The sequence below is a fragment of the Reticulibacter mediterranei genome (assembly GCF_016587455.1).
On record NZ_BNJK01000004.1, the window covers coordinates 273,939 to 297,829 of the forward strand.

A 23,891-nucleotide genomic window follows, 5' to 3' on the forward strand; every position below is an offset into this window, starting at 1 on the left:
AAATGCTCTCCGCAGTGGGAGAGACACGGGGAAGGACTCTAGCACATGAAGGCATAAGTACCTCCACGATGAAGTGTGAGCCTTGTAGAGGTCCACTTGATAGGTTTGGTTATCGTGGCATTGGAATACGCGCAGAGCAAACCTCGCCAACAGTGTGTAGACGCCTACGGGTTATGAGGATGGCACAAAAATGAAGAACTTGAGAGACGAGAGTTGCTCGTCTCAGCTCAAAACGATCCCGCATAAGCAAGGAAGCGGTGCCATTCCCATAACCCACTGGTGTCCAGTATCATCTGGCGGAGGTTGTGCAGAGACCCCTTACGCTAACCAGAACTGCATGAGATATTGCTCAACTCCGCGAGGGGGACTCCCGTCCTCCCAGCCGACTCTGGCAACCTCTTGTCGCCCCCGGCAAGATACTCGCAAATGATATTCCTGCCCTGCTGTTCCCAGCATGAAGAGGTGACGCGACGCTGCATTCATCAGTGGAAGGAGCTGCACCCTCCCCGAGGAAGAGCTGAAAGAGCCCTCCCATATCTCATCCCACACGCCCGCAGCGTGTGGGGCTTCGTGCTCCCACGCTTCCAGGCGGACCCAGGCGTAGTGATAGGAGTCTGCACTCAGAAAGACAACACTGTTGGGTTTCGTCAATACCCAATCAGTCTCAACCATATAGTCCCGGTCAAAAGGCCAGCCTGCACCCTCCTCATTGGGTGGGGGACCATCCACATCCACCAGGCTAAAGAGACCATGATCGACATGTACCTCGTCATAGAGGGCCCGTAAAGGCTCCAGTCCCCCATAATCTCCAATCTCGAAGGCGATGCCGAGCAAGTGTTTTTGTTCTTCGGGAAGCCCTCCGATGGGGTTGCCATCCAGATTGAGCGGATGCAATCGCTTCAGATCGCTGATCTCCACTGGCAGTTCTGTGAGCTGGTTGTTCTCCAATTCCAGATCCTCCAGTTTGCGTAGCTGCCTGATCTCTGCTGGCAAACGTATCAGATGGTTACGGCGCAGATCCAGACCCCTGAGATTGCGTAACTCTCCAATTTCCGCAGGTAACTCTCTCAACTGGTTCCCCCACAGGTTGAGAGAGGCAAGGTTGGTTAATTGTCCAATCTCCCTGGGCAGGCAGGTCAAGCGATTAACTGCCAGAAACAGATACTTCAGGTTGCTCAATTGCCCAATCTCCCCTGGCAACTCTGTCAGTTGGTTTTCGTTCAAATCAAGCAAGTCCAAATTCGTTAACTGGCCGAGTTCCACAGGCAATTTCTCTAGCGCATTATTCCTGAGCGAGAGAGTCCGCAAACGCGCCAGATGTCCAATCTCTGCTGGCAAGTGGGTGAAGGAATGATGTCTCAGCTCGAGTTCCTCCAACTCCGTCAACTGGCAGATCTCCTCTGGGAATCCCGTCAGCGGAACCCAACTCCTCCTGGGTGAGTCTGATGAGATCATGACGAATCTCCGCGTCTGACCGTCTCCTGATATCTTCGGTGGCTCCGGGGGAGGCGCTTCAACCAGAGGTGGCGAAAGCGCCATGAAGGTGTTCACCCGTCCCTCAGCATTGTATCCACAATAGAATGCTTGCCCATACAACCGTTGCAGCCGGGCGATGACTTCTTGATCTTTTGATGATATTGGCATAATGCCCCCTTTTCCGCGACTGCGGGCACCTTTCTTCAAGATGCCCGCTCCTTAGTTTATCCATTCTTCTTTATTCTCAGATGGGGGCACAGAAAAGGCAATGCATCGCTGACAACCAAGCAGAGCACCTTTGGTCGCTTCGGTGGCAGCGATGCGTCATATGAGAGCAGGCAATGGTGGAAACACGGAGTTGTTACAAACGTGGAGATTGTCATATGCTCGTCCAATCTCGCCACGATTACGTGAGTCCGGTGTAGGTCCACTTGATAGGCTTTGCCATCGTGGCATTGTAATAGGCAATAAAGGCCAGGATCTGGTCACGCAAGTCCTCAAGTGAGGTGAAATGGCCGCGTTTGAGCAGCTTGCGCACCAAAATACTCAACCAGATCTCCACCTGATTCATCCAGGAGGCGTGAGTTGGCGTGTAGTAAAAGACGACCCGATGAGTTGAATCATGCAAGAACGCCGCCCGGCTTGCCATCGAGCGCAAGATGCCTTTCTTGCCTTTGACGCCCAGCGTCTCCTGGTCAATGCCTTCCTGCTCGGCAACCCAGCATACCAACGCTTCCGACTGATGAATATTCAAGTTATCGAGCATAAGATGCCACTTCGTCGCATGGGGAGAGCTTCCAATCAGACGTTGCACATGAGCAAGCGCGTCCTCTTCAGTACGAGTCGGCCCCCAAGAGGGTTCAATGACTTGACCACTCACCACATCAAAGTTGATGAACCAGGACAAGGTGCCATGCCGGATGTACTCGAATTCGCGCCGCAACACATGGCCGGGCAGCATCGGCAGGTCGGGTATTTGCGCTCCAATGCCTGTACACTGGTTAATTCATCCAGACTGATCGTGCGTTCACTTTGCTTGGCACGTTCAGCGGCTTTCGCATACACCTGACAGCCTTCAAGAATTTTCTCTTCTCTGTGCACATCAGCGACGGCTGTCAACCAATATCGGAACCGGTGGGGTTGCAGCCCCCTTTTTTGAGCAGGTAGGCAGCATGTCGGGGAGAGATCTCTGAGACTATGCCTCGTGCTTTGACTTCCGTAGCGATTTCTCGCCCCGTCCACTGACTTATCGTGCGGCCATACTTCATCGGGGCTTCGCAAGCCAGGGCGGCGATCTGACAACGTTGCTCTGCCGTAATTCTGGGTGGGGCTCCCGGTCGGGGCGCATCGCACAAGCGGTCGGCCCCACTGAGTGTGTCCAGATCAATCTCTTGCAGACTGACCCAACGATCTCTCCACAAGCGCGCCGTATCCACATTGATCGCGAACTGCCGGGCAATCTGTGCATTCGAGTGACCTTGTGCCGCAGCTAAGATGATACGCGCTCTCAACACCTGCTGCTGCTCACTCCGATGACGCCTAGTGATCTGTACCAGTTCTGCCTGCTGTCTCTCAGTGAGCTTGACCTGGCTTGCCCGTTTTGACATGTCTGTTCTCCCTGGCTTTTTCCTCCTATTCTATCATGGATCTATTTCGACCTCAATGTACTAGAGAGTCCGCTTCATTCAAAAGGAGGTTGGCTCGGATGAGCCAGAAGACCATCGCGCGATTGGAGCGCCTACAACAATTGAATAGCAATCGACAGTGGGTTAATCACGACCTATATCGACTGATGTATCAGGAAGATCTCTACATCATCGCCTACGAGCGGATCAAGTCCAAACCCGGCAATATGACACCGGGTTTGGACTTGATCCGCTGGATGGTTGTGTTGCAAGAAGTTAAAAGAGGACAAAATGAGGAGGGAATGACTCTGCTTGTTGAGTTGAGACTGCCACTCCAAACAGCGTGGCAACCAATGCGACCAGCCCCTTCACATCTCCTTTTGCCACGCCTTGCACTTGCCCCTTCCTGATCATATTCATGATCTCGAATCCTTGAAGGGTTCGCCAGGCCGTCTTCAACGAGACAAAGCCCATCCCTGGCTTGGTCAACCGTTTGATGAAGCGGTGATCTTGTTCGACCAGATTGCCCCGATACTTCACTTGCCTCAGTTCAACTGCGTTTGGAAGGATTTCAGCGGCTTTGAGTTCAGCAATCGCTTTGGGATACGCAGCGTTTTTGTCCACATTGATCACACGGGGCGTCAGTCTGGTGGAGGTTGTAGTCTCAGCCGGAGCTATAAGCAGAACTACCAGCTCCTCGATCGGACATGTCTGAGGCGCTGAAGAGGCAGAGGTGTGCAAAACTTTACAGAAAAAGCGTTTGGCCGCTTCGGCGTCGCGCGTCGGACTCAAGAGAAACTCCAGGGTCTGACCATCTGAATCCACTGCCCGATAGAGGTACATCCACGCTTTCTTGATCTTGATGTAGGTTTCATCCACCCTCCATGAATCATTATAAGCTTTAAGATATGGCCGAGCTCGCTTTTCCAGTTCTGGAGCAGAGTGTTGGACCCAGCGGTAGATCGTCGTGTGATCGACGGAGAACCCTCGCTCAAGCATGATTTCTTCGAGGTCCCGATAACTGGGCGCATACCGCAAGTACCAACGAATACAAAGGAGAATGATCTCGGACTGGAAATGACGCCACTTGAAGAGCTTTTGATCTTGGATGTTCATGCGGGGATCTTCGTTTCTTCCCACTGTACCAGATCAGTTTTATGTTTGCAACACAACCCCACAAGGTGATCAGGGCTTTCCAATTCTCCCATCTAGCAGGAGTGCAGAGGGCGGCAGCCCTTTGCCGGGGTGCGGGGTGTCCCCGCAAAAACCTTTTTTCTTCTCTTTTGCGCGCCGCCGCAGGCGGCGCGCGAAGGAGGGAAGGAAACTGGGGACGCCCCAGGCCCCGGCAGGGAGACCCCTGCACCCCTTTGAGCGGAGAACTGGAAAGCCCTGACAAGGTGATGCGCCTCCTTTTCCACTGCATGGGAGTGCTTGCACACAACATCCTCTGCCTTTATTCCCGGCGTCTTCTCGTGAGATCCTTGGACATCTGAGAAGTTCATGTTTTCTTTGGCACAGTCAGAAGGGGACAATCTGGGTTGCATCTGCTCTTCTTGCCATCGCATTCGCCCGAACTTCAGCCTGCTGAACGCTTGTGGCCGCTCTCCAATGAGCCACTTGCCAATCGGGTCTTCAATTCTCTTGACGAGTTGCAAGACGTTCAAGCAGAGCGCTGCCGCTGGCTCCAAGCTCATCCTGAAATCATTCGTGGGCGGACCTCCTTTCATTGGTGGCCTTCTTCTTTAGATACTACTTAAACGGATTTGATATTATCCATTGTGCGTCCACTCGTCCAGGGAGATCCCGAGTAGTTCGGCCAGTTCCTTCGTCGTCTGAAGGAGGTATCTAGCGACTTCCAGCTGAGTGAGATGATACGCATGTTCCTCCTCAAAACACCATCTCAATATATCTGCAATTCTCTCTCTCTATTCGGCTCTTCGACACATTCGATGTGCCTCCTCGGCCTGATTTTGCGCTATAATAGCACCAGTTTCAATCAAAGGAGCGAGAAATAATTGTACAGCAACATCCCCCGTTCCGAGGAATACCAACATCGTCTGCTTGAGTTCATTAGGCAGGAATATGGAATAAGCGCCGCCGTACTAGCTCCCGCAAAACGCGGCTATTACGGTGAAACGTGGCGGCTGGACGCTACGACTAGCAGCTATTTTCTAAAACTGGTTTACCCCGCCGCGCATAAAGCCGTCTATGAACGCAGCTTTTCTCTCATCCAGCACCTATGTGACCACGGCATTGACTTCATCAGCCGAATCGTAAAGACAAAAGACGACGACCTGTCCACACGATTTGACGGCGCAATACTCGGCGTTTTCGACTGGATTGACGGTGAAAACAGAGAAACAGACGCGACAAAAATCCCGGAATATCAAATGCTGGCGAAGGTCTATGCAGTTCCGTCTTGTGGCGTTCCCATTCGACGTGAAGATTTTTCGGGCAAAAGTGCCGATACGTTCTTCGAGCAGTGGAACGTGCTGGATAACATACAGATTCACTCACTGCTTGAGAAAAATCGCGCCAAGTTGGAGCAGAGAGCCAAGAGGTTGAAATACTTTGCCGAGCTGTGCCGAGATGACACAGCGGACTTCTTCATCACCCACGGCGATGCCGGAGGAAATCTGATTGTGAACGGCGACAGGTACTTCATCGTGGATTGGGACACCCCCATCCTCGCGCCGCCGGAACGTGACGCATGGGTCATGTGCAGCCGAGATTGGGCAAGGGACGCTTTTTATAAGGCTCTGTGTCAGAACGGCATTAGACACACCCTTCGTTTGGAGCGGCTGGCGTATTACTGCTATCATTTTTTCTTTTTCTATCTCACCGCATACCTCGATGGGTTCACGCAAACTGACACTATGCGGGAGATTGAAGAATACATTGACGGCTGGATAGAGGGAAGTATTCAATACGCAGACACAAATAGTCAAAGTTAAAAAATGGTTTTGGGACATATTCGGTGTGCTTACTGACTTGACTTTGTGGTAGAATAGCATCAGTTCCAATCATTTGAGTTATCTGGAGGCATTCCATCGATCTCACCCCCTGTTTTTGCCTTTCCTTCAACGGTACGCCTTGAGACCATCGAGGTCCAGGATCAGACCATCATCGTCCATCTTCAGACCGCCTCATTACGTGCTCTTTGCCCACGATGTGGGACGCTAGGCTCTCGGGTCCATAGCCGCTATGTCCGCACCATTGCCGATGTCACCTTTGGCGCACGGCGCTTGATACTCAAACTGTTGGTGCGCAAGTGGATCTGCTGTGAGGTTTCGTGTTCCCAACGCATTTTTGCAGAACGGCTCCCTGGACCGGTCCAGCGGTATGCACAGATGACAGATCGGCTGGTAGAAGCACTTCAATCTGTGGGAGTGACAACGAATGGAGCCGATGCCGCACGGATTGTTCTCGCGGACCCAGGCGTAGATGTGCGCGGACATCGAAGGCAACCACTTCTCCCAGCCCAGGGACCTCTTCTTTGAGCGCAGCAACGGTGGCAGCAAGCAAGTCGGTGAGCAAGGTGCGGTCCAATTGACGGAGCTTCTCGCCAAACCAATAGCGCGTGGGAAGCGTTGCCTCGACATCAAAGCCGTAGTTGGCGCTTGGATCAAGCTGGAGGTCAAAGCTCAGTTCGATGATGAGCAGAGGATGCTTGCACAAAAAGTCACGCAATTGCGAGGCTGCGATCAAGCCTTCTCTGATCCGTAGCAGAAAGGCTTTGAGGTAGGCCGTGAGGGAATGGTGGTGAGAGCCATAGCAGGCTGAGCGGCAGGCAAGCCAACGATCAACGACAGACCAGTCGAAGAGAGCAAAGAAGGCGCGGTATTCTTGAACAAGTGGGTCAACATCGAGCATGGAGGCCAGAGTGGACTGGTCAAAGCGAACAGATGCAGGTATCTGAACTATCGACTCCTTCGTGTGGTGGATGTGGTTTTTTAATACTCTGCACGAAGGGTTTTTCTTCTCGCAAGAGGGAAAGGACGTTTATGCTACAGGAGCGGGAGTCGTTTCAGCGAGAAGTTACTTGCTCGATTCTTGCTCAACCAGCAGATGAAGCAATGAGGGACGTGTTCGTGTCCTGATCGAGAAAAACAGTGGATTTCCATTGGAAAGTTACTTGCTCGTGTTTTTGGGGAAACACTGCTCGATCCAGAATCGAGAAAATTCCCTATTTCTATTCATGAGTTACTTGCACCCCTCGAGTAGGCAATTGCAAGCGGAGATAGCAATACTCGCAAAGAGGAACGGAAATCGCGTGGCAACGATGATAATCGCGAGTAGGTGATTGCAAGACGATACAAACGCGGCGTCAATCAGATAGCGTCCTCGTCCCAGCACACAGCTTTGGTAGGCTACGGCCTTGGGCGAGTGGGCTTTGCGAAAAGGCGCTTGCAGCAACATGCCTTTGCTGCGCAAAAAGGCTTGCAAATCAGGGAGCCAGTAATTGCAATCACCCAAGACGACTCCTGTGATACCTTCCAGCAAGAGAGGCGCCATGGTCCCATCGGCTTCATTGGCCGGAGCCAGACACAGACGCGTGAACACGCCGGGCCAACTGAGTTGGGCATGCAAACGAAAACCGTAAAAGGTCTGTCGATCCGCATGATCTTTGCCATAGCGAGCTTCTCCACGGAAGCGGACACACCAGGGAGCGCGCAAAATGGCAGACGGGTGCCGGCCCGCTGTCCACAATCGACACATGGGGATCATAGCTGATCATTTCGTCGCGCAGCCAGCACCACACGCGCTCTTTGATGGCCCACAGATTGGCGGCTTGCCGCACAAAGGTCGTGCGATGCAGGTCCTTCAATGCTGGGGAAAAGTGGGTGTAGTGACGCTGAAAGTAGTCAAAGAGGGCTTTGTCCTGCGACAAGCCCAGGTAACTGCCTACGACCTCCATCGTGATCGCCTCACTTTCCGAGAGCTTGGGAGCAGGGCCTCGTGCTCGTAATCGTTGACCTTTGATAATCATAGGTACCATCTCGTCAATCATACAAAAACATGTGATCATAAAATCGTCCAAGTTCATGGAGCCTCTCCTCAGAAGTTGTTTAGGTTTTTCTGAGAATACTCCATGAACTTTTTCTCTGGCAAGCCTAACTTGCACATTGCGTCAGTTAATAATGCGTGCTGCTGTCATTTTCTCTCTTCCTCATGATGAAGCTCCTTTTCTCGCCTGCGTTACGTTATCTGTTGTAAATGTTGAGATTCGATGAGGGAATTTTGTGATGTACAGGCTATCTTTTGGCCAAATTTGCAACCAGATAGTACCCAAACCATACCGCCATCAGCCCATGAACTATTAAGTCTCCGATGCCGTCAGAGCTTACTGTTCCTCTAGAAACCATCTGCTGCACCGCAACTGCTACGACTCCAGCGTTAATAAATGTAAAACCGGCCAGTAGTGACCTGAGCGCTACCTTATCACCAACATTTCTGGCCATAAACGCAATGATCGCTGTGCCGGCTTGAAATACGCCTGTGGTTTGAGCCATAAATGCGCCGTCAGCATTCAGCGAAGTTAAAAAGCTACCTACGAACTGATGCGGGGCTAACGCCTCTGCTAATCCGCTGATTCCTGCCAAAAATGCATATACGATGAGTAGTGCCTTTAGGCTAAAAAACCATTTCATATTATTTTAATTCCTTTCGTTACGGCTTAATATTATTGATCTGAACCGAGAAAACTAAAGAGAGCAGCCAGCGTGGGCGAAACACTGGCGAAGGACAGATTTCCGATGTCTCAACCGTTCTTTGGCACGACGCACTTCCCGTTGGACGCGTTGTACATCAAGACAACAAACATTCTTCAGTTCGACCCGTTTGAGCAGATTCCAGACTCCTTCTTGAGGATTGAGTTCTGGCGCATAAGCAGGCAGGCGTTCAAGAGCAGCGCGCATCTGCTACAATGAATGTACAGGAGGAGGGAGATGGGAACAAGTACGCAAATCTATGTGACTGAAAGGTGGAGTCAAGAAACGGCTCTTGACCACTTCCGTGGTGTACGGTTGGATGTCAGTCATTTTTTTGCAACGAGCTGAGGGTGGTATTCACCCGATTTCGTGGAGTTATCTTCTTTGAAGATGAAGCGAGACATGGAAGCATGGGCGCTCAAGGCCTATTCGTCTCAGGAAGTTAGATGGTTTTGTGGCGAAGTGGAGCTTCTAGGAGTTGCCTCCCACTGACGACGAAGCAAAGCTGTCAATTGCCTGCCGTTCCGATCCAGCATCCGTTTGCTCAGTAAGTGCCGATCCGTACCCGAGGTCTGGTCTACCTTCGCTATGAAAACACGACATCATCGGCGTGACGTAGACCAGAGGCACTCATAAGGCAGTTACTCCCAAACAGGCTGCTAAGCCAGGAAGTAACGTCTCCCAATCTAGGCAGCAGTGACCCAGGCAGACGAGGAGAGGGAGCATCTCCCTCTCCGCTCAATCTTCGCTCTTGCCTGCCTCCTCATCAATGGAGATGCCAAGTAGATCAGCGAGTTCTTTGGTCGTCTCAATCACGTAATGAGCGATTTCGGGACGAATCAGATGATAAGCATGTTCCTCCCCAAAACACCATCTCAACAGTTCTCGTCATCAAGACAGACCACTTCTCGCCACGTACTTGCAGCTGGTGGGCGCGCCGCGCAAGAGGGCTGATAACGGGTCGAGAGCACGTGGTCAACGATGGGGAGCCATCCTGAGCATCCCTCTTGCTTCGTGATGATCGTTTGCGCTCACGCTGCACTTCCCGCTGTTTGTTCTGAAGTGACGGCAGGCTTCAAAAAGAAATATCCTCCAGCACCATAGCATAGGACCAATAATAAGGGAACTCCTCTGGTCATTACATCCTTTTTACGGATACCTCTCACCGCTATGATGCGGGCATGCGCCGCGCCGACTACCTGGATGACGATACGTACCATCTCGACACTCGATAGTGGTGCCATGTCCATTGGAGGAGTTGGGGATGCACGGATATGTCGTGCCGTTGCAGACGTTGGCGGAGTTGCATACAACTCTGCATCTGGGTCCATCGATGGAATGTTCGACGTTGACCGAGAAAAAGAACCAAGTATTCCTACAAGAAAGAGCAGCAAGGCGAATCTTGCTCTACCGAATCCCGCTCCTTTGAAGTACTTCAATTTGTTCACACTACCTTCCGCGCTTCCATTGCTGTGAGGCAAGGTAAGACCGACCAGGACGGCAGCTTTGTCGCGCTCAAAGTTGCGAACCATGCGGTGCAGTTCCCGAATCTGGCTGCTCCGAACCTGCTCTAGCCAAGCGTCTGATCGTTCACCTTCGCCATCGCGAAGGATAGTCATAAAATTCTGAGTCAGCTCATACACCCGGTCAGTAGTTGGACTGGCCTAGCGAATGGCAATGAGTTCAGCACGCTTGGTCTCATCCAAATCAGAAAGATCGCGCTTGGAGAACCAGACAGCTTTTTGTGCAGAGAACACATGGTCATCTCCTCTATATCTATTTATGGCTATCTAACGCCTCTTGTGGAGTTTTTTGTTTCGGAGGAAAAGCTCTGCTATTTGTGTCATTTACTCATAAAAGATTGGAGGTTTTGACATGTTGAATTTGACATGAGTTTTGAGATTCCTCAAGAAAAGGCTTCACGCTTACGCCTCTCATGCAAGCTGCGACGAAATAAGCTGAACCATGTGTGCCGAAAAACGGTCGATAATGAGAGAGTTTCCTCCTGTCTCTTCATGCGAGGAAAATAGCCCTGGGAGAATCGCTGCCTATCTGGTATACTTCTCCTCAAAGGGGACCATGATGGGCTTGGATTGATCGGTGGCGAATTCCCTCTACTGATCCTGGAGGGGTAATGCTGGTGCATGCATCAGTGGTCGAGGGAGAGATTCGCGCGAAACATACAGAGCACTCCATTTCAGGAAAGAGAACCAGAACATGCCAGAGTCACACCTGATTATGACCAAGTTTACGGTTCCATTTTTGCGCACCCAGCTTCTTGCACGAACGCACCTGATTGAGCAGCTCAATCAGAGTTGCGGGCTTCCCCTGGTCCTGCTTTCAGCCACGGCTGGCTTTGGGAAAACGACGCTCCTGTCTAGCTGGGCCAGTCAAAGTACGCGACCCATTTGCTGGCTCTCGCTGGATGAACTGGATAATGATCCAGAGCGCTTCTGGGCTTCTGTCGTTACCGCACTCCAGGCAGGTTCCCTTGTGACGGCTGGAGACATGATCAGGGCCAGCCATCAGAGCCAGCCTCCGTTTCTTTCCGTCCTGACCTCGCTCATTAACGATCTGGCGGCGAGCCCGTTAGAAACGATCTTCATTCTGGACGACTATCATGTCATCCAGGAGCCAGCCATCCACTCCTCGTTCGCGTTTTTGTTGGATCACGCTCCCGCCTCGCTGCATGTTGTCCTTTCCAGCCGGGTTGATCCCCCACTGCCCTTATCCAGGTGGCGAGTGCGCGGACGAATAGCTGAGATCCGCGATACCGACTTGCGCTTGAGCGAGGTTGAGACGGCCAGCTTTCTCAGTCAAGTGATGGGCCTCTCACTGTGGGAAAAAGAAGTGCAGCAACTCTTTGAGCGAACTGAGGGCTGGATCGCCGGCGTGCAATTGGCAGGGCTCGCACTGCAACGAACCGCAGATCAGGCTATCTGGGTTCGCTCATTTCGTGGCAGTCATCGCTTCATCCTGGATTATGTGCAGGAGGAAATTCTCGCTCGGCAACCTCCTGGCATCCAACAATTTCTGCTTCACACGGCGATCCTCTCAGAACTGAACGCCGCCTTATGTCAGGCGCTGACCGGGGAGGCAGGCGGGGAGCAGGCGAGCCAGGGAGTGCTGGAAGCGTTGGAGCGAGCGAACCTCTTTATCGTTCCTCTGGATGAAGAGCGGCGCTGGTATCGCTATCACGCTCTCTTTCGTGAAGCCTTACTCACCCACCTTCGCACCACCACGCCCGAGATGCTTCCACCCCTGCATCGACGCGCCGCCACCTGGTATGCTGCGAAGGCTCGTTGGGCTCTGGCTATTCCTCATGCACTCTCCGCCGGAGATGAAGGCTATGCCGCTGACTTGATTGAGCGCTTCGTTGACCCGGACAGTTTTCGCAATGAATATCACATGCTGCGCCGCTGGTTGGCTGCTCTTTCCTCGGAAACCCTACGCTCGCGACCATACTTGAGTTCCATCTATGTCAATTCGTTGGTGTTCACGAGCGTTCTTTCGTCACAGATTCTGGAGTTGGTAGAGGAACCCTTGCGATGGGCAGAGCAGGGATTTCGTGAAGCCGCTGATGAGGCTGGGCTTGGCGCAGTCCTGACCATGCGGGCAACGCTGCTCACCTTCCAGGGGGCATTCGCGGAAGCCTGTGCTCTGGCCCACAAGGCATTGCCTTTGCTTTCCGAGCAGGAGCAGCGCTGGCGTGGGCACTGCCTGTGCCTCCTGGCCCTGGAAATGATCATCTCCGGTCAACCAGACCACGCCCACCCTCTCCTCTTGCAGTGTAGAACCCTTCTGGTAAAGACTGGCTCACTCCCGGCCTCGATCCTGGCGCTCATTATACTCGGGGAGGTGTCGCTGAGCCGAGGAGATCTGCGGCAGGCCGAAAGCTTCTTTCGGCAGGCGCTGGCTCACTCCCACGAGCATGAAGACCCTGTCCGGTGGGGGAATAGAGGCAGCTATTACGAGCGCCTGGCATACTATGAGCTGACTCAGCTTTTTTATGAATGGAATGACCTTGAGAAGGCGCAGCAGTATCTGCAAGAGGCTTTGACCGGGGCAGCACATCCCTGGATTCACATCCTGACCCCTGGGATATTGCTCCAGATACGTCTGCTGTGGGCGCGGGGAGAAGTTGAACAAGCACATTCCCTTATGCATATGGAAGCCTCACGACAGTCTCGACCGGAAATCCTCCAGGAGATCCGCATGGCGCAGGCCTGGCTGGCGCTCAAGATGGGAGAGAGAGCCATCGTCGAGCAGTGGTCTTCATCCATCTCACAAACCGCAGAACACCCCTTTGCTCATGTTCGTCGAGAAGAGGAGAGCTTGCTGCTCGCGCGTCTACGGATCGCAGAAGGTCAGCCGCAGGCAGCCCTTGACTTGCTCAGCCAATGGAAACAGCAGGCCAGGGTGGCACATCGCGGTTACAGTGAACTCCAGATTTTGCTGCTTGAAGCGCTTGCCCATGAGCAGGCCGGGGTGGCAGAGTCAGCCAGGGCAGCGCTGCTTGAGGCACTCACGCAGGCCCGGCCAGAGGGCTATCAACGCCTCTTCCTTGATGAGGGAATCAGGATGGAGGCACTGCTCAAAAGCCTCTTGCCAGATCTGCGAGACAAAGCACTGGCTTCTTACGTGCGGGTTCTCTTGCGCGCCTTTGTCACAGCGGAGGCGCTAGCAGATGCGCCTCCCGTTGACGCAGCTTGCGGGCTTGTTGATCCGCTGACGGCACAGGAACAGCGTGTCCTCCAACAACTGGCACAAGGGGCATCCAATCAGGAGATTGCCGATGCGCTGGTAATCCAGCTTTCGACGGCCAGGAAGCATATTTCCAGTATTCTCAGTAAACTGAGCGCCGCCAACAGAACACAGGCAATTGCGCGTGCACGGGAATACGGCCTGCTCTAACACAATGGTATCCCTTTGTTTACCTCCCGCTTTCTTCTCCTCTTGAGAAAGTAGCTTTTCGGACGATGCTCTTGAGGCAAGTGAGTCAGTATCCTTGTGAAAGAGCAACCACACGAAACGGAGCAGAATATGTACTATCTCATTCGTATCAAAGAACACCTGGATGCAACCTGGCAAAGCTGGTTCGACGATCTCTCGATCCAACACGAGGAAACTGGTACCACCCTGCTTTCCGGCAATATCCCCGATCAGCCAGCCCTCTATGGGATTATGCTCAAACTTAGCCAGATAGGAGTGACCTTGCTCTCCGTTGAGGCAGAAGAGTTGCACATACCCGCAAAAGACGGGGTCTCTCAGTCCTTTGCGGCTCAGTCAAATGAAGAAAGGAAAGAACAGCAATGAAAGTACTTGTTGCTGGAGCAAGTGGGGCTCTGGGCACTCCCCTGACCCAGGCCCTCATCGCAGGAGGACACGAGGTGCTCGGGCTGGCCCGTTCCCCCGAGAGCATGGACCATCTCACTTCCCTTGGCGTTCATCCCATCCTGGCAAACGTGATGGATCGCGACGACCTGCTTAGAGCGGTCTCGGGGGTACAAGCTGACGCAGTTATTCATGCGCTGACCGCACTCAAGAAAACGCCTCTGCGTCACCAGGATATGTCTGCCACTGACGCGCTGCACGATGTTGGCACCACGAATCTGCTTGCTGCCGCCAGGAAGGTAGGCGCACATAGGTTCGTCGCGGAGTCGATGACGATGGGCTACGGCTATGGGGACTGGGGTGCCCAGATCATGACTGAGGATTGTCCCTTCGCACCGGCTGGAAGCTCTTCCCAACTGGAACGGCACGTGGCGGGATTCCGCTCATTGGAGCGGCAGATCTGGGAGGCAACCCGGGAAGGCTGGATCGAAGGCGTATCTCTGCGCTATGGAGCTTTTTATGCGCCGGGTTCTCTCGTTCCTATTCTGGCATTGCTGCGCCGCCGGAGCCTGCCTCTACCCAATGGAGGCCGCGCGGTTACCTCCTGGATTTATCTGGAAGATGCGGCCACTGCCACAGTAGCAGCCCTCGAACGGGGTAGGGCTGGAGAAGCCTACAACATTGTCGATGACGAACCGGTGCGCAATAAGGGCTTCTTTGCGTTCCTGTGCCAACAGGCTCATCTTCCCGAGCCTTTCACGCTGCCAGCCTGGATGATGCGACCACTCGCCCCCTACGCGACCGACTTCTTCGCCACCTCCATGCACGTCTCCAACGCGAAGGCGGCTCGCGATCTCGGTTGGAGGCCGGTGGTTGCCCCGACCTATCGCCAGGGCATTGCTCAGGCTCTTGAGGCGCTCAAGGAGCAAAACAACGTAAAAAGCTCAGATAAAGGCACACAACGCTCCCTGCCCCCTGCATCTCGTTAGCGCTGCTATCTTCTCTATGCAAGGAAAGAAGGAATTGCATGAAAATCACAGATCTGTGGACGCGACTGGCTCAATTCGTCCTTGCAGTGAACGTGCTGTTCTTTGTGGGGACCTCGATGGTGATCCTCTTTTCGCCCCATACCTTCCAGTCCATCGTTCAGTTTGTGCCTTTCAATCGTCACTACCTCGGCGATGCTGGCATTTTCCAGTTAGCGGTGAGTCTTGGCCTGCTTTGGGCGCTACCTGATCCGAGCAGGAGGGTCGCGCATATCTGGATCGGCACCATTGCCAGTCTCATGCATACCACGAACCACGTCTATGACCTGCTCTTTGTCAGCACACCGCCGCTCTTTGCTCTCTGGCTGCCCCAAACGTTAACGCTGCTGGTCCTGGCGCTCAGCTTGCTGATTGTCGCCATAGGGTGTAGTCGGCAAGCCAGGGTCCTCAAGCGGACAGAAGCCGGTCTGGTCCAGACCACGTAGTCAGGGCAAGAGGAAATAGCGAAAAAGATGGAAGCATATGGAACCAACTCTGTTCTCTACACTTTGCAATAAGGAGATCTTCTCATGGAATCTTTCCCGACATCTTCCGATGTGATCGTTGTGGGCGGCGGTATGACCGGGCTTGCCGCCGCTATCTATCTGGCGCGAGCAGGCAAATCGGTGACGCTCTTTGAGAAGGCTGCAAGCCTGGGTGGGCGAGCAGCTACCTCAAATCATGATGGCTATCTGTTCAATCGAGGAATCCACGGCCTCTACACTGGAGGAGCGACAGAGGAAGTCCTCAACGAGTTGGGGATCACCTATACGTATGGAAGCCCGAAAGAGACCTTTTTGCTGCATGAGGGCCAGATTTTTCCTTTTCCAGCCAGTGCGTCCGCGCTTTTGGGCAGTCATCTGCTCAAGCTGGGTGATAAGTGGGAGCTGATGAGCTTCTTCGGCACCTTGTCACGCATTCAAGCCGAGAGCCTCGCCCATATGAGTGTGCAGGAATGGCTGGAACGCACGATCAAGCATCCTGTGGATCGTCGGATTCTCGCTTCGACTGCCCGTGTGTTTACCTATTGCTCCAATCTGGATCTGGTGAGTGCGGAAGTGTTTGTGTTCAAATTGCAACTCTCGCTCAAGCACCCGGTCCTCTATATTGATGGCGGCTGGCAGACGCTGGTCGATGGGCTGTACCAGGCGGCTCTCCAGGCAGGAGTATGCATCAGAAGTGGCACCCGTGTGACCGCTGTTCGCACCCAGGATGGTCAGGCCAAGGGAGTGCAACTCCTGGATGAGAGCGTCGTTGCTGCCTCCTGCGTGATCCTGGCAACTGGCCCGGATGACGCGGCAAAACTGGTGGAGGCAGGAGCCTATGCGCCCTTACGCGACATCGTTGATCCCCTCATTCCAGCCCGCGTTGCCTGCCTGGATGTCGCCTTGCGCCATCTTCCTGAGCCGCGTTACCCGGTCGTTCAGGATCTAGAGCGTCCACGCTTTCTCTCGGCGCAATCGGTCTACTCGCGCATAGTTCCAGAAGGAGGAGCAATGATCTACACCTTCAAAATGCTTGATCCTATGCAACTCAGCGATCCCAAGCAGGACGAACGAGAATTGGAAGACCTGCTCGACACTGTGCAGCCAGGGTGGCGCGAGGTGCTGGTGAGGCGAAGCTTCCTTCCGCATATCGAGGCCGTCGGCATGCTTCCCACAGCTCGCGGTGGCGGCTATGCAGGCCGACCGGGGCCAGAAGTCCCAGGCATTGCCAATCTCTACGTGGCCGGTGACTGGATCGGCTCCGGTTTCCTCTCAGATCCCAGTATGGGGAGCGCGCGCCAGGTTGCGCAACAGATCCTCGCCAGCGAGAAGCAGGCGGGAAAGCCCGAAACGATGTAACTCTCCGGGAGAGAAAGAGGAGGTACATATGGCAAAAACATCTAAAGTCCCGATGTTTGTACATCTGGGAAATCTTCTGACATTGACCTTGCTGCGCGCGGGCTTCAAGCTCGTAGGACCTTTCATTTTCTTTGGGAACTATCCTATGTATCTGCTCACAGTGCGGGGGCGCAAAAGCGGGCTGCCGCGCACGGTCGCGCTAGCGATTATTGAGCGCAATGGGAAGCGCTATGTGGGTTCGGTGTATGGAATCGTCGATTGGGTGCGCAATCTGCGTGCAGCGGGAGAGGCAGTACTCACGCGTGGGCGTCGATCTGAAACAGTCCACATCAGAGAACTGCCTAAAGATGAGGCGGCCCTCGTGCTGCGAGAAGATATCAAGGGCGGCAACCCCTTCGCTCGCTCCTATGGTGTCACCGCAGACTCTTCACTGGAGGAATTTGAGCGTGCGGTACTCACCCATCCAATCTTTTTGGTTGAAAGCAAATAGCGCAGATAGCAAAGAGGAGGTACTTCCCTATGACTCAAACATTTGCCGAAATCTTGATTTTGACCCCATCTGTCCTTAACGCTGGGTATCTGGTGTGGATTGCAGACGTGCTCCAGCAGATTATGAACGATCTGGCCGAAGCCTCGTTCGGACGTTTCATGCCGTTGTTGTACAAACGTGGGGTCGGGTCGGTGTATGCCGTCGTTACATCGAGCATTACCTTTGTTGCTATGATCCCCTACTTCATCTTCTACGGTTTCAACCATTGGTGGTTCATAGCGGGCTTGATCTTCTTTTTGTTGTCCTCGGTTGCTGGAAAGGTTTTCAATCTCCCAATTTACAGACGGCTTCTTGTTCTTGCAAAACGTGATCTGTCTCAACCAGATATAGTTCAGCAACTCAGGGAGGATCGTCGGAAACTTCAGATGGCGAACTGGGTGCGTGCATCGATCTGCGTGGTATCCATAGTGCTCATGGTGATCCAGTTCGCCTAAAGGCCCACGCTCGGTGCAAGTCGCACCTTGATCCTCCCCTTTTGTGAAAGGGAGTTGCTTCGATGTGAGCGAAGCAACTCCTCTTTTGTTGCAGGAAACGAACGTTTTTGGCACTCAGCCGTTTCTTGCCCAGATGAGCAATAGAGAAGCGCTCTTGACGGGCTTGGTCATGCTTGGTGCAGAGCGAGCAACCAGAACGACAGCAGAATGGAATTCACCCAGAAAAATGTAGTTGATAAATGTGAAGATTAACTCATCCTATTTTTCAGAAGCCTGCTCGAAAGCAAGCGGACTGATATACTGTAACGTCGAATGCAAACGGATGGGGTTGTAAAAACATTCGAGATACTCGAAAATGGCTGTACGGGCCTGCTGCCTCGTCTGGAAACGTATCCGATTGGTACACTCTTTCGCGAGGGTAGCGAAGAACGATTCCATGGCCGCATTATCCCAACAGTTAGCCGTGCGACTCATACTCACTTCAATTCCGTACTCCTGTAACGCGGTTTGATAGCGATCACTGGTAAACGCAGTGCCCCGATCACTGTGATGAAGCAAATCCGATCCAGGCTGTCGTCTGGCTACAGCCATGCGCAGCGCCAGCTCGGTGAGCGCGGAATCTTCGCTTGCTGCCATCGCCCATCCGACCACTGTGCGCGAGAACAGATCCAGAATAATTGCGAGATAGAACCAGCCCTCAGCAGTCTCGACAGCTTTGGTATCTGTGACCCACTTGGTATTGGGTGCATCTGCGCGAAACTCTCGTTGGAGCAGATTGGGAGCAAAACGGGCATGGGGATCGCTTTTCGTCGTCGGTTTATGCGAACGCTTCGTCTGAGCTGACAAGCCGAGTTCGCGCATCAAGCGTGCGACTCGTTTGCGAGCACACTGGATGCCTCGTTCCTTGAGCAGTGCATGAAGACGTGGACTGCCATAGATCTGACGGTACTCCAGAAAAAGCTGTTGGATTTCGGCGGCTAAGCGGGCATCCTCTCGGCAGTGTACAGAAGGCTCTCGCTTCTTCCAGGCAGAGTAGCCACTCTCAGAGACCTCAAGTGTCTGGCAGAGCACGGTGACTGGATACTGCTGGCAGTGCTCTGCAATGAACGGAAAGGTCAGAGCTGGCCGCGCGAGAAGATGCCCAGCGCTTTTTTTAATATGTCGCGCTCCTGTCGTGTAATTTCCAGTTCTCGCTTTAAGTGGCGGATTTCTTCCTCTTGTGGAGTCTGGTGACCGCTTCCTGGAAAGGCCTGCGCTCCGTGCTCGGAAAACTCCTTACACCAGTGATGCAATGTGCTATCAGCAATGCCTAGCTCTCGCGCAATGCGGGATCATGGGCTTGCCACTGGTGCTTGCAAGATGCACTGCTTCTTCTTTAAACTCTCGTGTAAACGTCCGTTGTTTCTTTTGCATGATCCTGACCCTTTCTGGAGACGTCCACTTTCTCAAGTTTACCTTCCACATTTTTCTGGGTCAAGACCAATGTGTCCCCAGCAGTCTATCCACCTCAGCTCAACATCCATCGGTCTCAATTCGCTGGCGCGTTTGAAATCACTTGATGCCTGTTCTCTCTTCTCTAAACCGAGTAAAATCATTCCTCGATCACGATAGGAACGATCATCGTACTGATTAAGGGACAGCGCGTGGTTGAGATCCGCTAGCGCCTCCTCGTAGCGGCGTAAGTAGTTATAGGTAATGCCCCGCTCATAGTAAAGATTCTGATATGCTGGCCGCAGTTTGATTGCTTTCTTCAGAGGTAAAAGCATTTGCTCGTAGGCTTTCTCACGATAGCGTTGGCGGGCAAACGCCAAATACGCCTCTGCAAGTGATTGCTGGACGATTTCCTCCGTTTCTAGACGCGTGCAAGCCTTTTCATAGTACACTATCGCTTTGCTCTCATCCGAGTACCGATAGAGGTCTCCTAGCTGCCACCAGTATAATGCTTCTGTTTCTAAGGTGTAATCAGGAAGGGGCGGAAACCATGTCCATCGGGAGCGCCCGGCTCCTTCTTGGGCTAGATATTCTAAAGCAGCTCTGGTCAGATTGGCTCCTCTCAGTTCCAACCACTCGCGACTCCACGAAAGTGGGGCGGGCTCACTTGCTAAAATAGAGGATATAATAGTAAATATGCCGTAATCATAGAACTGACATCCTTTCCATCGAAGGAGCAAACGCTGATGAACACAGTTGTTTATTACCCTCATATTTACCCTACCACTGAATGGCTAAAGATTGCGGCGCTCTGCTGGGATAAGGTTTACAGACTCCGACCACATGGCTGGCGTCATGACCCACAAACTATACAAAACTTGAACAATGCTCTTGGGGGGCTTCTCGTCGATATAGACCTTGAGAAGGCAGCAGACCTGGAAGTCCAAAGACAGTTCGAACAGTGGATTGATGCGCGAGGAGAAAAACTGAAAACTGGAGCGCTCCATTCGGAGGCTCGTAGTCTAAGCCAAGCATTACGTGAAGCAAATCCCATCATTGTTTCAGGAGAACTTGCACGCTCTTCTGAAGCATCTGTTGAACATAAAGCAGTAGATAGTATGTTTACTACTATTCATGGGGGCAAGATGGGCATGCAGCGAGGTTTTCTTGATCTTTTAAGGAAGCATAACCTTGCGTGGACAGAGACTCATGCTATTAAGGCTCAGATTCCCGATTGGGAGGAGGAAACCTATCTGCACAATAAAATGCCGATAGAGGCTCCTTTCGAGGTATCACGCCCCAAGCCTGGATCAGCGCATGAAGCATATGCAGAGTTACGGGAACAAGCTTGGAAGAAAAAGGTTGCTGGTGACTCTAGGGGCGCAGAGATGTTCGAGAAAAAGGCAGAGCAGATTTGGCAGCAACATCTTATCACTGTCGAAGAAACCCAGTCTATCATCCATCTTCCGAAAGATATTGCACTCTATTATTTGTCGCTGTGTGCATCGAAGGCGGCTCTTGAGGCAAAGCGCGATCTCGTGGCTGATGGCGAACAATTTACTGATATCGTTTTTCATGATTTTAGAACTATTCAGGGAGAAGTAGCGGCATCGGTTCTTCAAGCGTATCTTCCCAAAAACTTCTTAACTATGGAACAAGAACGTCTAGCAGAATTTCGAACAGAGTTTGCGACACAACGCTTCAAGTATGAAAAGGAAATCCAAGCACTTGTGAATGAGTTTGCTGATGTGGCTTCTGAAGGACAATTAGATGTCCTCAAAGAGAGAGTGATAGATATTGCAAAAGAACGAATTGAGGAGACAAAAAAGGTCTATACGCGTGCTAAAGTAGAGATGGTCATCAGTACTTTTGGGTTGTCACTCACGCCTCCGGCTCTTGCTGCTTCTCTTGCCTCACTCTTAGGGATGGGTATTTTCGCTCCTGTTGGGATTGGGGCTGCACTCTCCCTCTTTGCTGCCAAATCGCTCCTAGATTGGAAGAAAGCAACATCAGAAAAGCTCAAAAGCCCTTGGTCATACGTGCTTGATATAGCAAAGATGAAGTAAATAGTATGACGAAATGAACAGTACCCTGAGTTTAGAATGCGAGAGTGGTGCAAGTAGCTTGCAGCAGCACGAAATTGGTCGTGAATTGGTTCTCTTCTATGAAACTACCATAATTCTTTGCTAATGACAAAGAATTATGGCAACGGGACTGACTAATATGGCAAGGTACACTATGAGCTATTCCGTTACCAAGGGCATCAACGAGTTCAAGTATCGCAGGGAAAAATCCTTAAAGTACAATCTCACTTAGTAAGGGAGACAACGAAGAAAGGCTTTAAGATACACATAGCATGTTTTCCACGCTTAGCAGAGATTACCAGACTTTTTCCACGTTGACTGTAGAGCTATTCCATGCTTGCGATGATCTTTTGCGTCATTTGACACTCATTCTATTCCACGCTTACAATAGAACGCACACTCTCTCTCGGCTCAGTTTTCGCTCTTGCCTGTCCCCTCATCAATGGAGATACCAAGGAGATCTGCCAACTCTTTTGTCACCTCAACTACGTAATGAGCGATTTCTGGCCGAGTCAGATGAGAGACATGTTCCTCCTCAAAACACCATCTCAATAGATTTGCAAGGTTCTCTCTCTTCTCGGCTCTTCCTGCTGTTTTTTTCGTGATCGTGACGGTCCTGGTTGGCGCTCGTCAAGAGCCACTCTGCCGCTCGTGTGGCACGGGCAAGGGAGCAGAGCTGACTCTCTACAAGCCAGAGCCAAGCAAGCATTGTGGTGCGCTCCCTTCGTCAAAGGCAGGCATCTCCATGAAAATGGGCCAAGACCAGCTTGAGCGAGAGTTGCTTTCCTCCCTCCAGAATCAAAGCTGGTAGTTTGGGATCATCAATGATCTGCGGAATCCACTCATCATGCTTCAACTTAAAGTAACTATCAGAGAGCGCTTGCTCTCTCTGAGGAGCAGTTGGGAGTCTCTCATCCCGATACGGCTCCGTGCCTGAATAATCTGGCTGCTCTCTATAAGCGTCAGGGCCGTTATGCCAAGGCAGAACCGTTGTATCGGCAAGCGCTTGCCATCCGAGAGGAACAGTTGGGGACTACGCATCTCGATACGGTCACCAGCCTGAATAATCTAGCTACTCTCTATGCGAAGCAGGGTCGTTACGTTGAGGCAGAACCATTCATGCTACGGGCTGTCACGATTTGCCTTGCGTCTTTAAACATAGAGCATCCTCAGAGTCAACGGATTCTAGAGAATTATTTGACGCTCTCTACCTACATACCAACGGAGATGTCGAAGCACTCCTTCGCCTGCTTGTCCGACAAAAGTACGATGACCCCCAGAGGAAGAACCTTCGCCCTAACATAGAGACGAAGAGATCCCTCCTGGTTGCTCTGCATACTGCTTGCTCCCTACACTCAGAAGAGGGAGAACGAGCGCACAAGCAGCGTGACTTGCTCCTCTGATACCCCTTCTGGCTGTGCCAAAGAAAACGTGAACTGCACAGGTGTCCAAGAATCTAAGGATCAGACGCCAGGAAGAAGGGAGATGTGAGCGAGCAGGAGCAAGAGAACGTGGTTTCCCTTGCAGTGTGAGCGGAAAAACTTCGCTGTTCTAGCATCGTCTCTTGCCACGTGAACCATTTTCTTGCGGCGACGTTTTATTCTCTAATAAGGCAGATCTTCTTGGCGATAACGCCTCTCAGGAGAAACTACACTACCTATGCGTTTGAGATGCATCTGAAGACTGTTCACCTCGCTCTTCGGTCAGATGATGAAGGATACTGTTTCTCTTTCCTGATTGATGGTTTGGCTAGGGTTAGACAAATGCAGAGGAATATGCTACTATTTCTGCATGAAGAGCTGCTAGATATTTGTGTAACAAGAGAAGGGGAATGATATGGAAAGATAATAAAATCATTAGGTAATATTGTCTTCCAAAAATACCTTTTATGACTTAGACCAATAGAGAAACACAAAAGCTTGTGACATATTCATGTTTCGCTTTCAAGTAGCTTTGGTCAAATAGAGGTTTGTACAGTGTATCTTCTGCACAAGCCTCTATTTAAGCATTATTCTTCTGATCTTAGAAGCATAACAAAGCCGATGCTTTTGACGAGCAGGGCATGGTCAGTTTGTTTGCATCCCGGCCCCGCAAACAGCCACAGGAAACGGCGCGGAGCTTGCCGCCAGATATGCGGCAATTGATTGTTGACCTGCGCGTCGAATTACCGACTATGTCTTTGCGCGAGATCGCGGAGATCTGCGGGTTGTGTTGCAAGAAATATGGGACGAAATAATTGAGTGTAGGATGAGGCCTTCTCGACCTTCTTAGGCAGCCACTCCAAACAGTTCAGAGATCAATGCCATCTGGCTTCTCACATCACCTTTCGCCACTCCTCGCAGTTGTCCCTTTCTGATCATGTTCATCGCCTCATATC

20 protein-coding genes and 7 pseudogenes are annotated in these 23,891 nt (G+C 52.1%); 14 read left to right on the plus strand and 13 right to left on the minus strand.

The genetic code is table 11. From position 1 onward, the window contains the following. Nucleotides 1-318: 318 nt before the first annotated feature. The 4 genes from K3T83_RS55860 to K3T83_RS55870 all read right to left on the minus strand — a co-directional run bounded on the left by K3T83_RS55860 (nt 319) and on the right by K3T83_RS55870 (nt 4,211). Nucleotides 319-1,644, minus strand: a complete 1,326-nt coding sequence (locus K3T83_RS55860; protein ID WP_220207958.1) for a leucine-rich repeat domain-containing protein — start codon at nt 1,642-1,644, stop codon at nt 319-321. Nucleotides 1,645-1,882: 238 nt separating this feature from the next. Further along, complete coding sequence (locus K3T83_RS57020) at nt 1,883-2,437, minus strand: transposase (protein ID WP_236065071.1); 555 nt, start codon at nt 2,435-2,437, stop codon at nt 1,883-1,885. 154 nt (nt 2,438-2,591) lie between these two features. Further along, entirely contained in the window at nt 2,592-3,083 is a 492-nt protein-coding gene (locus K3T83_RS57025; RefSeq protein ID WP_236065072.1) for a helix-turn-helix domain-containing protein, read from the minus strand. A 294-nt stretch (nt 3,084-3,377) separates the two neighbouring features. Continuing rightward, entirely contained in the window at nt 3,378-4,211 is an 834-nt protein-coding gene (locus tag K3T83_RS55870; RefSeq protein ID WP_220208371.1) for an IS6 family transposase, read from the minus strand. Between the two features lie 425 nt (nt 4,212-4,636). Here K3T83_RS55870 and K3T83_RS58545 point away from each other — a divergent pair. Continuing rightward, a pseudogene (locus K3T83_RS58545) lies at nt 4,637-4,858 on the plus strand (IS630 family transposase); the annotation flags it as partial. A gap of 258 nt (nt 4,859-5,116) precedes the next feature. Then, nucleotides 5,117-6,055 carry an aminoglycoside phosphotransferase family protein gene (locus K3T83_RS55880; protein WP_220207959.1) on the plus strand — a complete coding sequence of 313 codons (939 nt, stop codon included), beginning with the start codon at nt 5,117-5,119 and terminating at the stop codon, nt 6,053-6,055. A gap of 298 nt (nt 6,056-6,353) precedes the next feature. Here the strand turns inward: K3T83_RS55880 and K3T83_RS57035 are convergent, their stop codons facing one another. The 3 genes and pseudogenes from K3T83_RS57035 to K3T83_RS55900 all read right to left on the minus strand — a co-directional run bounded on the left by K3T83_RS57035 (nt 6,354) and on the right by K3T83_RS55900 (nt 8,752). Next, nucleotides 6,354-6,974 carry a hypothetical protein gene (locus K3T83_RS57035; protein ID WP_236065073.1) on the minus strand — a complete coding sequence of 207 codons (621 nt, stop codon included), beginning with the start codon at nt 6,972-6,974 and terminating at the stop codon, nt 6,354-6,356. A gap of 444 nt (nt 6,975-7,418) precedes the next feature. After that, nucleotides 7,419-8,148: pseudogene (locus K3T83_RS58760) on the minus strand (transposase); the annotation flags it as partial. 208 nt (nt 8,149-8,356) lie between these two features. Continuing rightward, complete coding sequence (locus K3T83_RS55900; RefSeq protein ID WP_220207962.1) at nt 8,357-8,752, minus strand: hypothetical protein; 396 nt, start codon at nt 8,750-8,752, stop codon at nt 8,357-8,359. A gap of 105 nt (nt 8,753-8,857) precedes the next feature. Here K3T83_RS55900 and K3T83_RS55905 point away from each other — a divergent pair, with 105 nt between their 5' ends. Further along, complete coding sequence (locus K3T83_RS55905) at nt 8,858-9,031, plus strand: hypothetical protein (protein WP_220207963.1); 174 nt, start codon at nt 8,858-8,860, stop codon at nt 9,029-9,031. A gap of 519 nt (nt 9,032-9,550) precedes the next feature. On the opposite strand, the gene K3T83_RS55910 is transcribed toward K3T83_RS55905, so the two are convergent. Together K3T83_RS55910 and K3T83_RS55915 are read right to left on the minus strand one after the other, a co-directional pair. After that, nucleotides 9,551-9,691, minus strand: coding sequence for a hypothetical protein (locus K3T83_RS55910; RefSeq protein ID WP_220207964.1), 141 nt, complete (start codon nt 9,689-9,691; stop codon nt 9,551-9,553). Between the two features lie 152 nt (nt 9,692-9,843). After that, nucleotides 9,844-10,461: pseudogene (locus K3T83_RS55915) on the minus strand (transposase); the annotation flags it as partial. 568 nt (nt 10,462-11,029) lie between these two features. Here K3T83_RS55915 and K3T83_RS55920 point away from each other — a divergent pair. The 8 genes from K3T83_RS55920 (at nt 11,030) to K3T83_RS55955 (ending at nt 18,231) form a co-directional block, all read left to right on the plus strand. Beyond that, nucleotides 11,030-13,726 carry a winged helix-turn-helix domain-containing protein gene (locus K3T83_RS55920; protein WP_220207966.1) on the plus strand — a complete coding sequence of 899 codons (2,697 nt, stop codon included), beginning with the start codon at nt 11,030-11,032 and terminating at the stop codon, nt 13,724-13,726. 96 nt (nt 13,727-13,822) lie between these two features. Then, nucleotides 13,823-14,128 carry a DUF8691 family protein gene (locus K3T83_RS55925; RefSeq protein WP_308441702.1) on the plus strand — a complete coding sequence of 102 codons (306 nt, stop codon included), beginning with the start codon at nt 13,823-13,825 and terminating at the stop codon, nt 14,126-14,128. Continuing rightward, the gene (locus tag K3T83_RS55930; protein ID WP_220207967.1) at nt 14,125-15,135 is read left to right on the plus strand and encodes an NAD-dependent epimerase/dehydratase family protein; all 1,011 of its coding nucleotides are present in this window, start codon (nt 14,125-14,127) and stop codon (nt 15,133-15,135) included. The genes K3T83_RS55925 and K3T83_RS55930 overlap by 4 nt, the downstream gene beginning before the upstream one ends. Before the next feature lie 38 nt (nt 15,136-15,173). Further along, entirely contained in the window at nt 15,174-15,617 is a 444-nt protein-coding gene (locus K3T83_RS55935) for a hypothetical protein (protein WP_220207968.1), read from the plus strand. An 84-nt stretch (nt 15,618-15,701) separates the two neighbouring features. Continuing rightward, nucleotides 15,702-17,015: a phytoene desaturase family protein gene (locus tag K3T83_RS55940; protein WP_220207969.1), complete on the plus strand. Its 1,314-nt coding sequence runs from the start codon at nt 15,702-15,704 to the stop codon at nt 17,013-17,015. Nucleotides 17,016-17,043: 28 nt separating this feature from the next. Then, nucleotides 17,044-17,505, plus strand: a complete 462-nt coding sequence (locus K3T83_RS55945) for a nitroreductase family deazaflavin-dependent oxidoreductase (RefSeq protein WP_220207970.1) — start codon at nt 17,044-17,046, stop codon at nt 17,503-17,505. A 29-nt stretch (nt 17,506-17,534) separates the two neighbouring features. Continuing rightward, nucleotides 17,535-17,999 (plus strand): hypothetical protein, encoded by a 465-nt coding sequence (locus K3T83_RS55950; protein ID WP_220207971.1) that lies wholly within the window; start codon nt 17,535-17,537, stop codon nt 17,997-17,999. Between the two features lie 64 nt (nt 18,000-18,063). Beyond that, nucleotides 18,064-18,231 carry a hypothetical protein gene (locus tag K3T83_RS55955; protein ID WP_220207972.1) on the plus strand — a complete coding sequence of 56 codons (168 nt, stop codon included), beginning with the start codon at nt 18,064-18,066 and terminating at the stop codon, nt 18,229-18,231. A gap of 26 nt (nt 18,232-18,257) precedes the next feature. On the opposite strand, the pseudogene K3T83_RS55960 reads toward K3T83_RS55955, so the two are convergent. The 3 genes and pseudogenes from K3T83_RS55960 to K3T83_RS55970 all read right to left on the minus strand — a co-directional run. Next, a pseudogene (locus K3T83_RS55960) lies at nt 18,258-19,205 on the minus strand (IS3 family transposase); the annotation flags it as partial. Between the two features lie 38 nt (nt 19,206-19,243). Further along, nucleotides 19,244-19,291 (minus strand): annotated as a pseudogene (locus K3T83_RS58765) (hypothetical protein); the annotation flags it as partial. A 159-nt stretch (nt 19,292-19,450) separates the two neighbouring features. After that, nucleotides 19,451-20,062 carry a tetratricopeptide repeat protein gene (locus K3T83_RS55970; RefSeq protein ID WP_220207975.1) on the minus strand — a complete coding sequence of 204 codons (612 nt, stop codon included), beginning with the start codon at nt 20,060-20,062 and terminating at the stop codon, nt 19,451-19,453. 114 nt (nt 20,063-20,176) lie between these two features. On the opposite strand from K3T83_RS55970, the gene K3T83_RS55975 reads away from it, so the two are divergent. The 3 genes and pseudogenes from K3T83_RS55975 to K3T83_RS55985 all read left to right on the plus strand — a co-directional run bounded on the left by K3T83_RS55975 (nt 20,177) and on the right by K3T83_RS55985 (nt 23,750). Next, nucleotides 20,177-21,496 (plus strand): hypothetical protein, encoded by a 1,320-nt coding sequence (locus K3T83_RS55975; protein ID WP_220207976.1) that lies wholly within the window; start codon nt 20,177-20,179, stop codon nt 21,494-21,496. A gap of 894 nt (nt 21,497-22,390) precedes the next feature. Next, a pseudogene (locus K3T83_RS55980) lies at nt 22,391-22,819 on the plus strand (tetratricopeptide repeat protein); the annotation flags it as partial. Between the two features lie 757 nt (nt 22,820-23,576). Then, nucleotides 23,577-23,750: a hypothetical protein gene (locus K3T83_RS55985; RefSeq protein WP_220207979.1), complete on the plus strand. Its 174-nt coding sequence runs from the start codon at nt 23,577-23,579 to the stop codon at nt 23,748-23,750. 31 nt (nt 23,751-23,781) lie between these two features. Here the strand turns inward: K3T83_RS55985 and K3T83_RS57045 are convergent. Beyond that, nucleotides 23,782-23,891 (minus strand): annotated as a pseudogene (locus K3T83_RS57045) (IS6 family transposase); the annotation flags it as partial.

Coding starts and splice junctions, on each gene's coding strand:
- K3T83_RS55930 (WP_220207967.1), top strand. CDS start 14,125: ATGAAAGTACTTGTTGCTGGAGCAAGTGGGGCTCTGGGCACTCCCCTG.
- K3T83_RS55975 (WP_220207976.1), top strand. CDS start 20,177: ATGAACACAGTTGTTTATTACCCTCATATTTACCCTACCACTGAATGG.
- K3T83_RS57020 (WP_236065071.1), bottom strand. CDS start 2,437: ATGCTGCCCGGCCATGTGTTGCGGCGCGAATTCGAGTACATCCGGCAT.
- K3T83_RS55900 (WP_220207962.1), bottom strand. CDS start 8,752: ATGAAATGGTTTTTTAGCCTAAAGGCACTACTCATCGTATATGCATTT.
- K3T83_RS55920 (WP_220207966.1), top strand. CDS start 11,030: ATGCCAGAGTCACACCTGATTATGACCAAGTTTACGGTTCCATTTTTG.
- K3T83_RS55860 (WP_220207958.1), bottom strand. CDS start 1,644: ATGCCAATATCATCAAAAGATCAAGAAGTCATCGCCCGGCTGCAACGG.
- K3T83_RS57025 (WP_236065072.1), bottom strand. CDS start 3,083: ATGTCAAAACGGGCAAGCCAGGTCAAGCTCACTGAGAGACAGCAGGCA.
- K3T83_RS55945 (WP_220207970.1), top strand. CDS start 17,044: ATGGCAAAAACATCTAAAGTCCCGATGTTTGTACATCTGGGAAATCTT.
- K3T83_RS57035 (WP_236065073.1), bottom strand. CDS start 6,974: ATGCTCGATGTTGACCCACTTGTTCAAGAATACCGCGCCTTCTTTGCT.
- K3T83_RS55950 (WP_220207971.1), top strand. CDS start 17,535: ATGACTCAAACATTTGCCGAAATCTTGATTTTGACCCCATCTGTCCTT.
- K3T83_RS55935 (WP_220207968.1), top strand. CDS start 15,174: ATGAAAATCACAGATCTGTGGACGCGACTGGCTCAATTCGTCCTTGCA.
- K3T83_RS55940 (WP_220207969.1), top strand. CDS start 15,702: ATGGAATCTTTCCCGACATCTTCCGATGTGATCGTTGTGGGCGGCGGT.
- K3T83_RS55905 (WP_220207963.1), top strand. CDS start 8,858: ATGTCTCAACCGTTCTTTGGCACGACGCACTTCCCGTTGGACGCGTTG.
- K3T83_RS55985 (WP_220207979.1), top strand. CDS start 23,577: ATGGTCAGTTTGTTTGCATCCCGGCCCCGCAAACAGCCACAGGAAACG.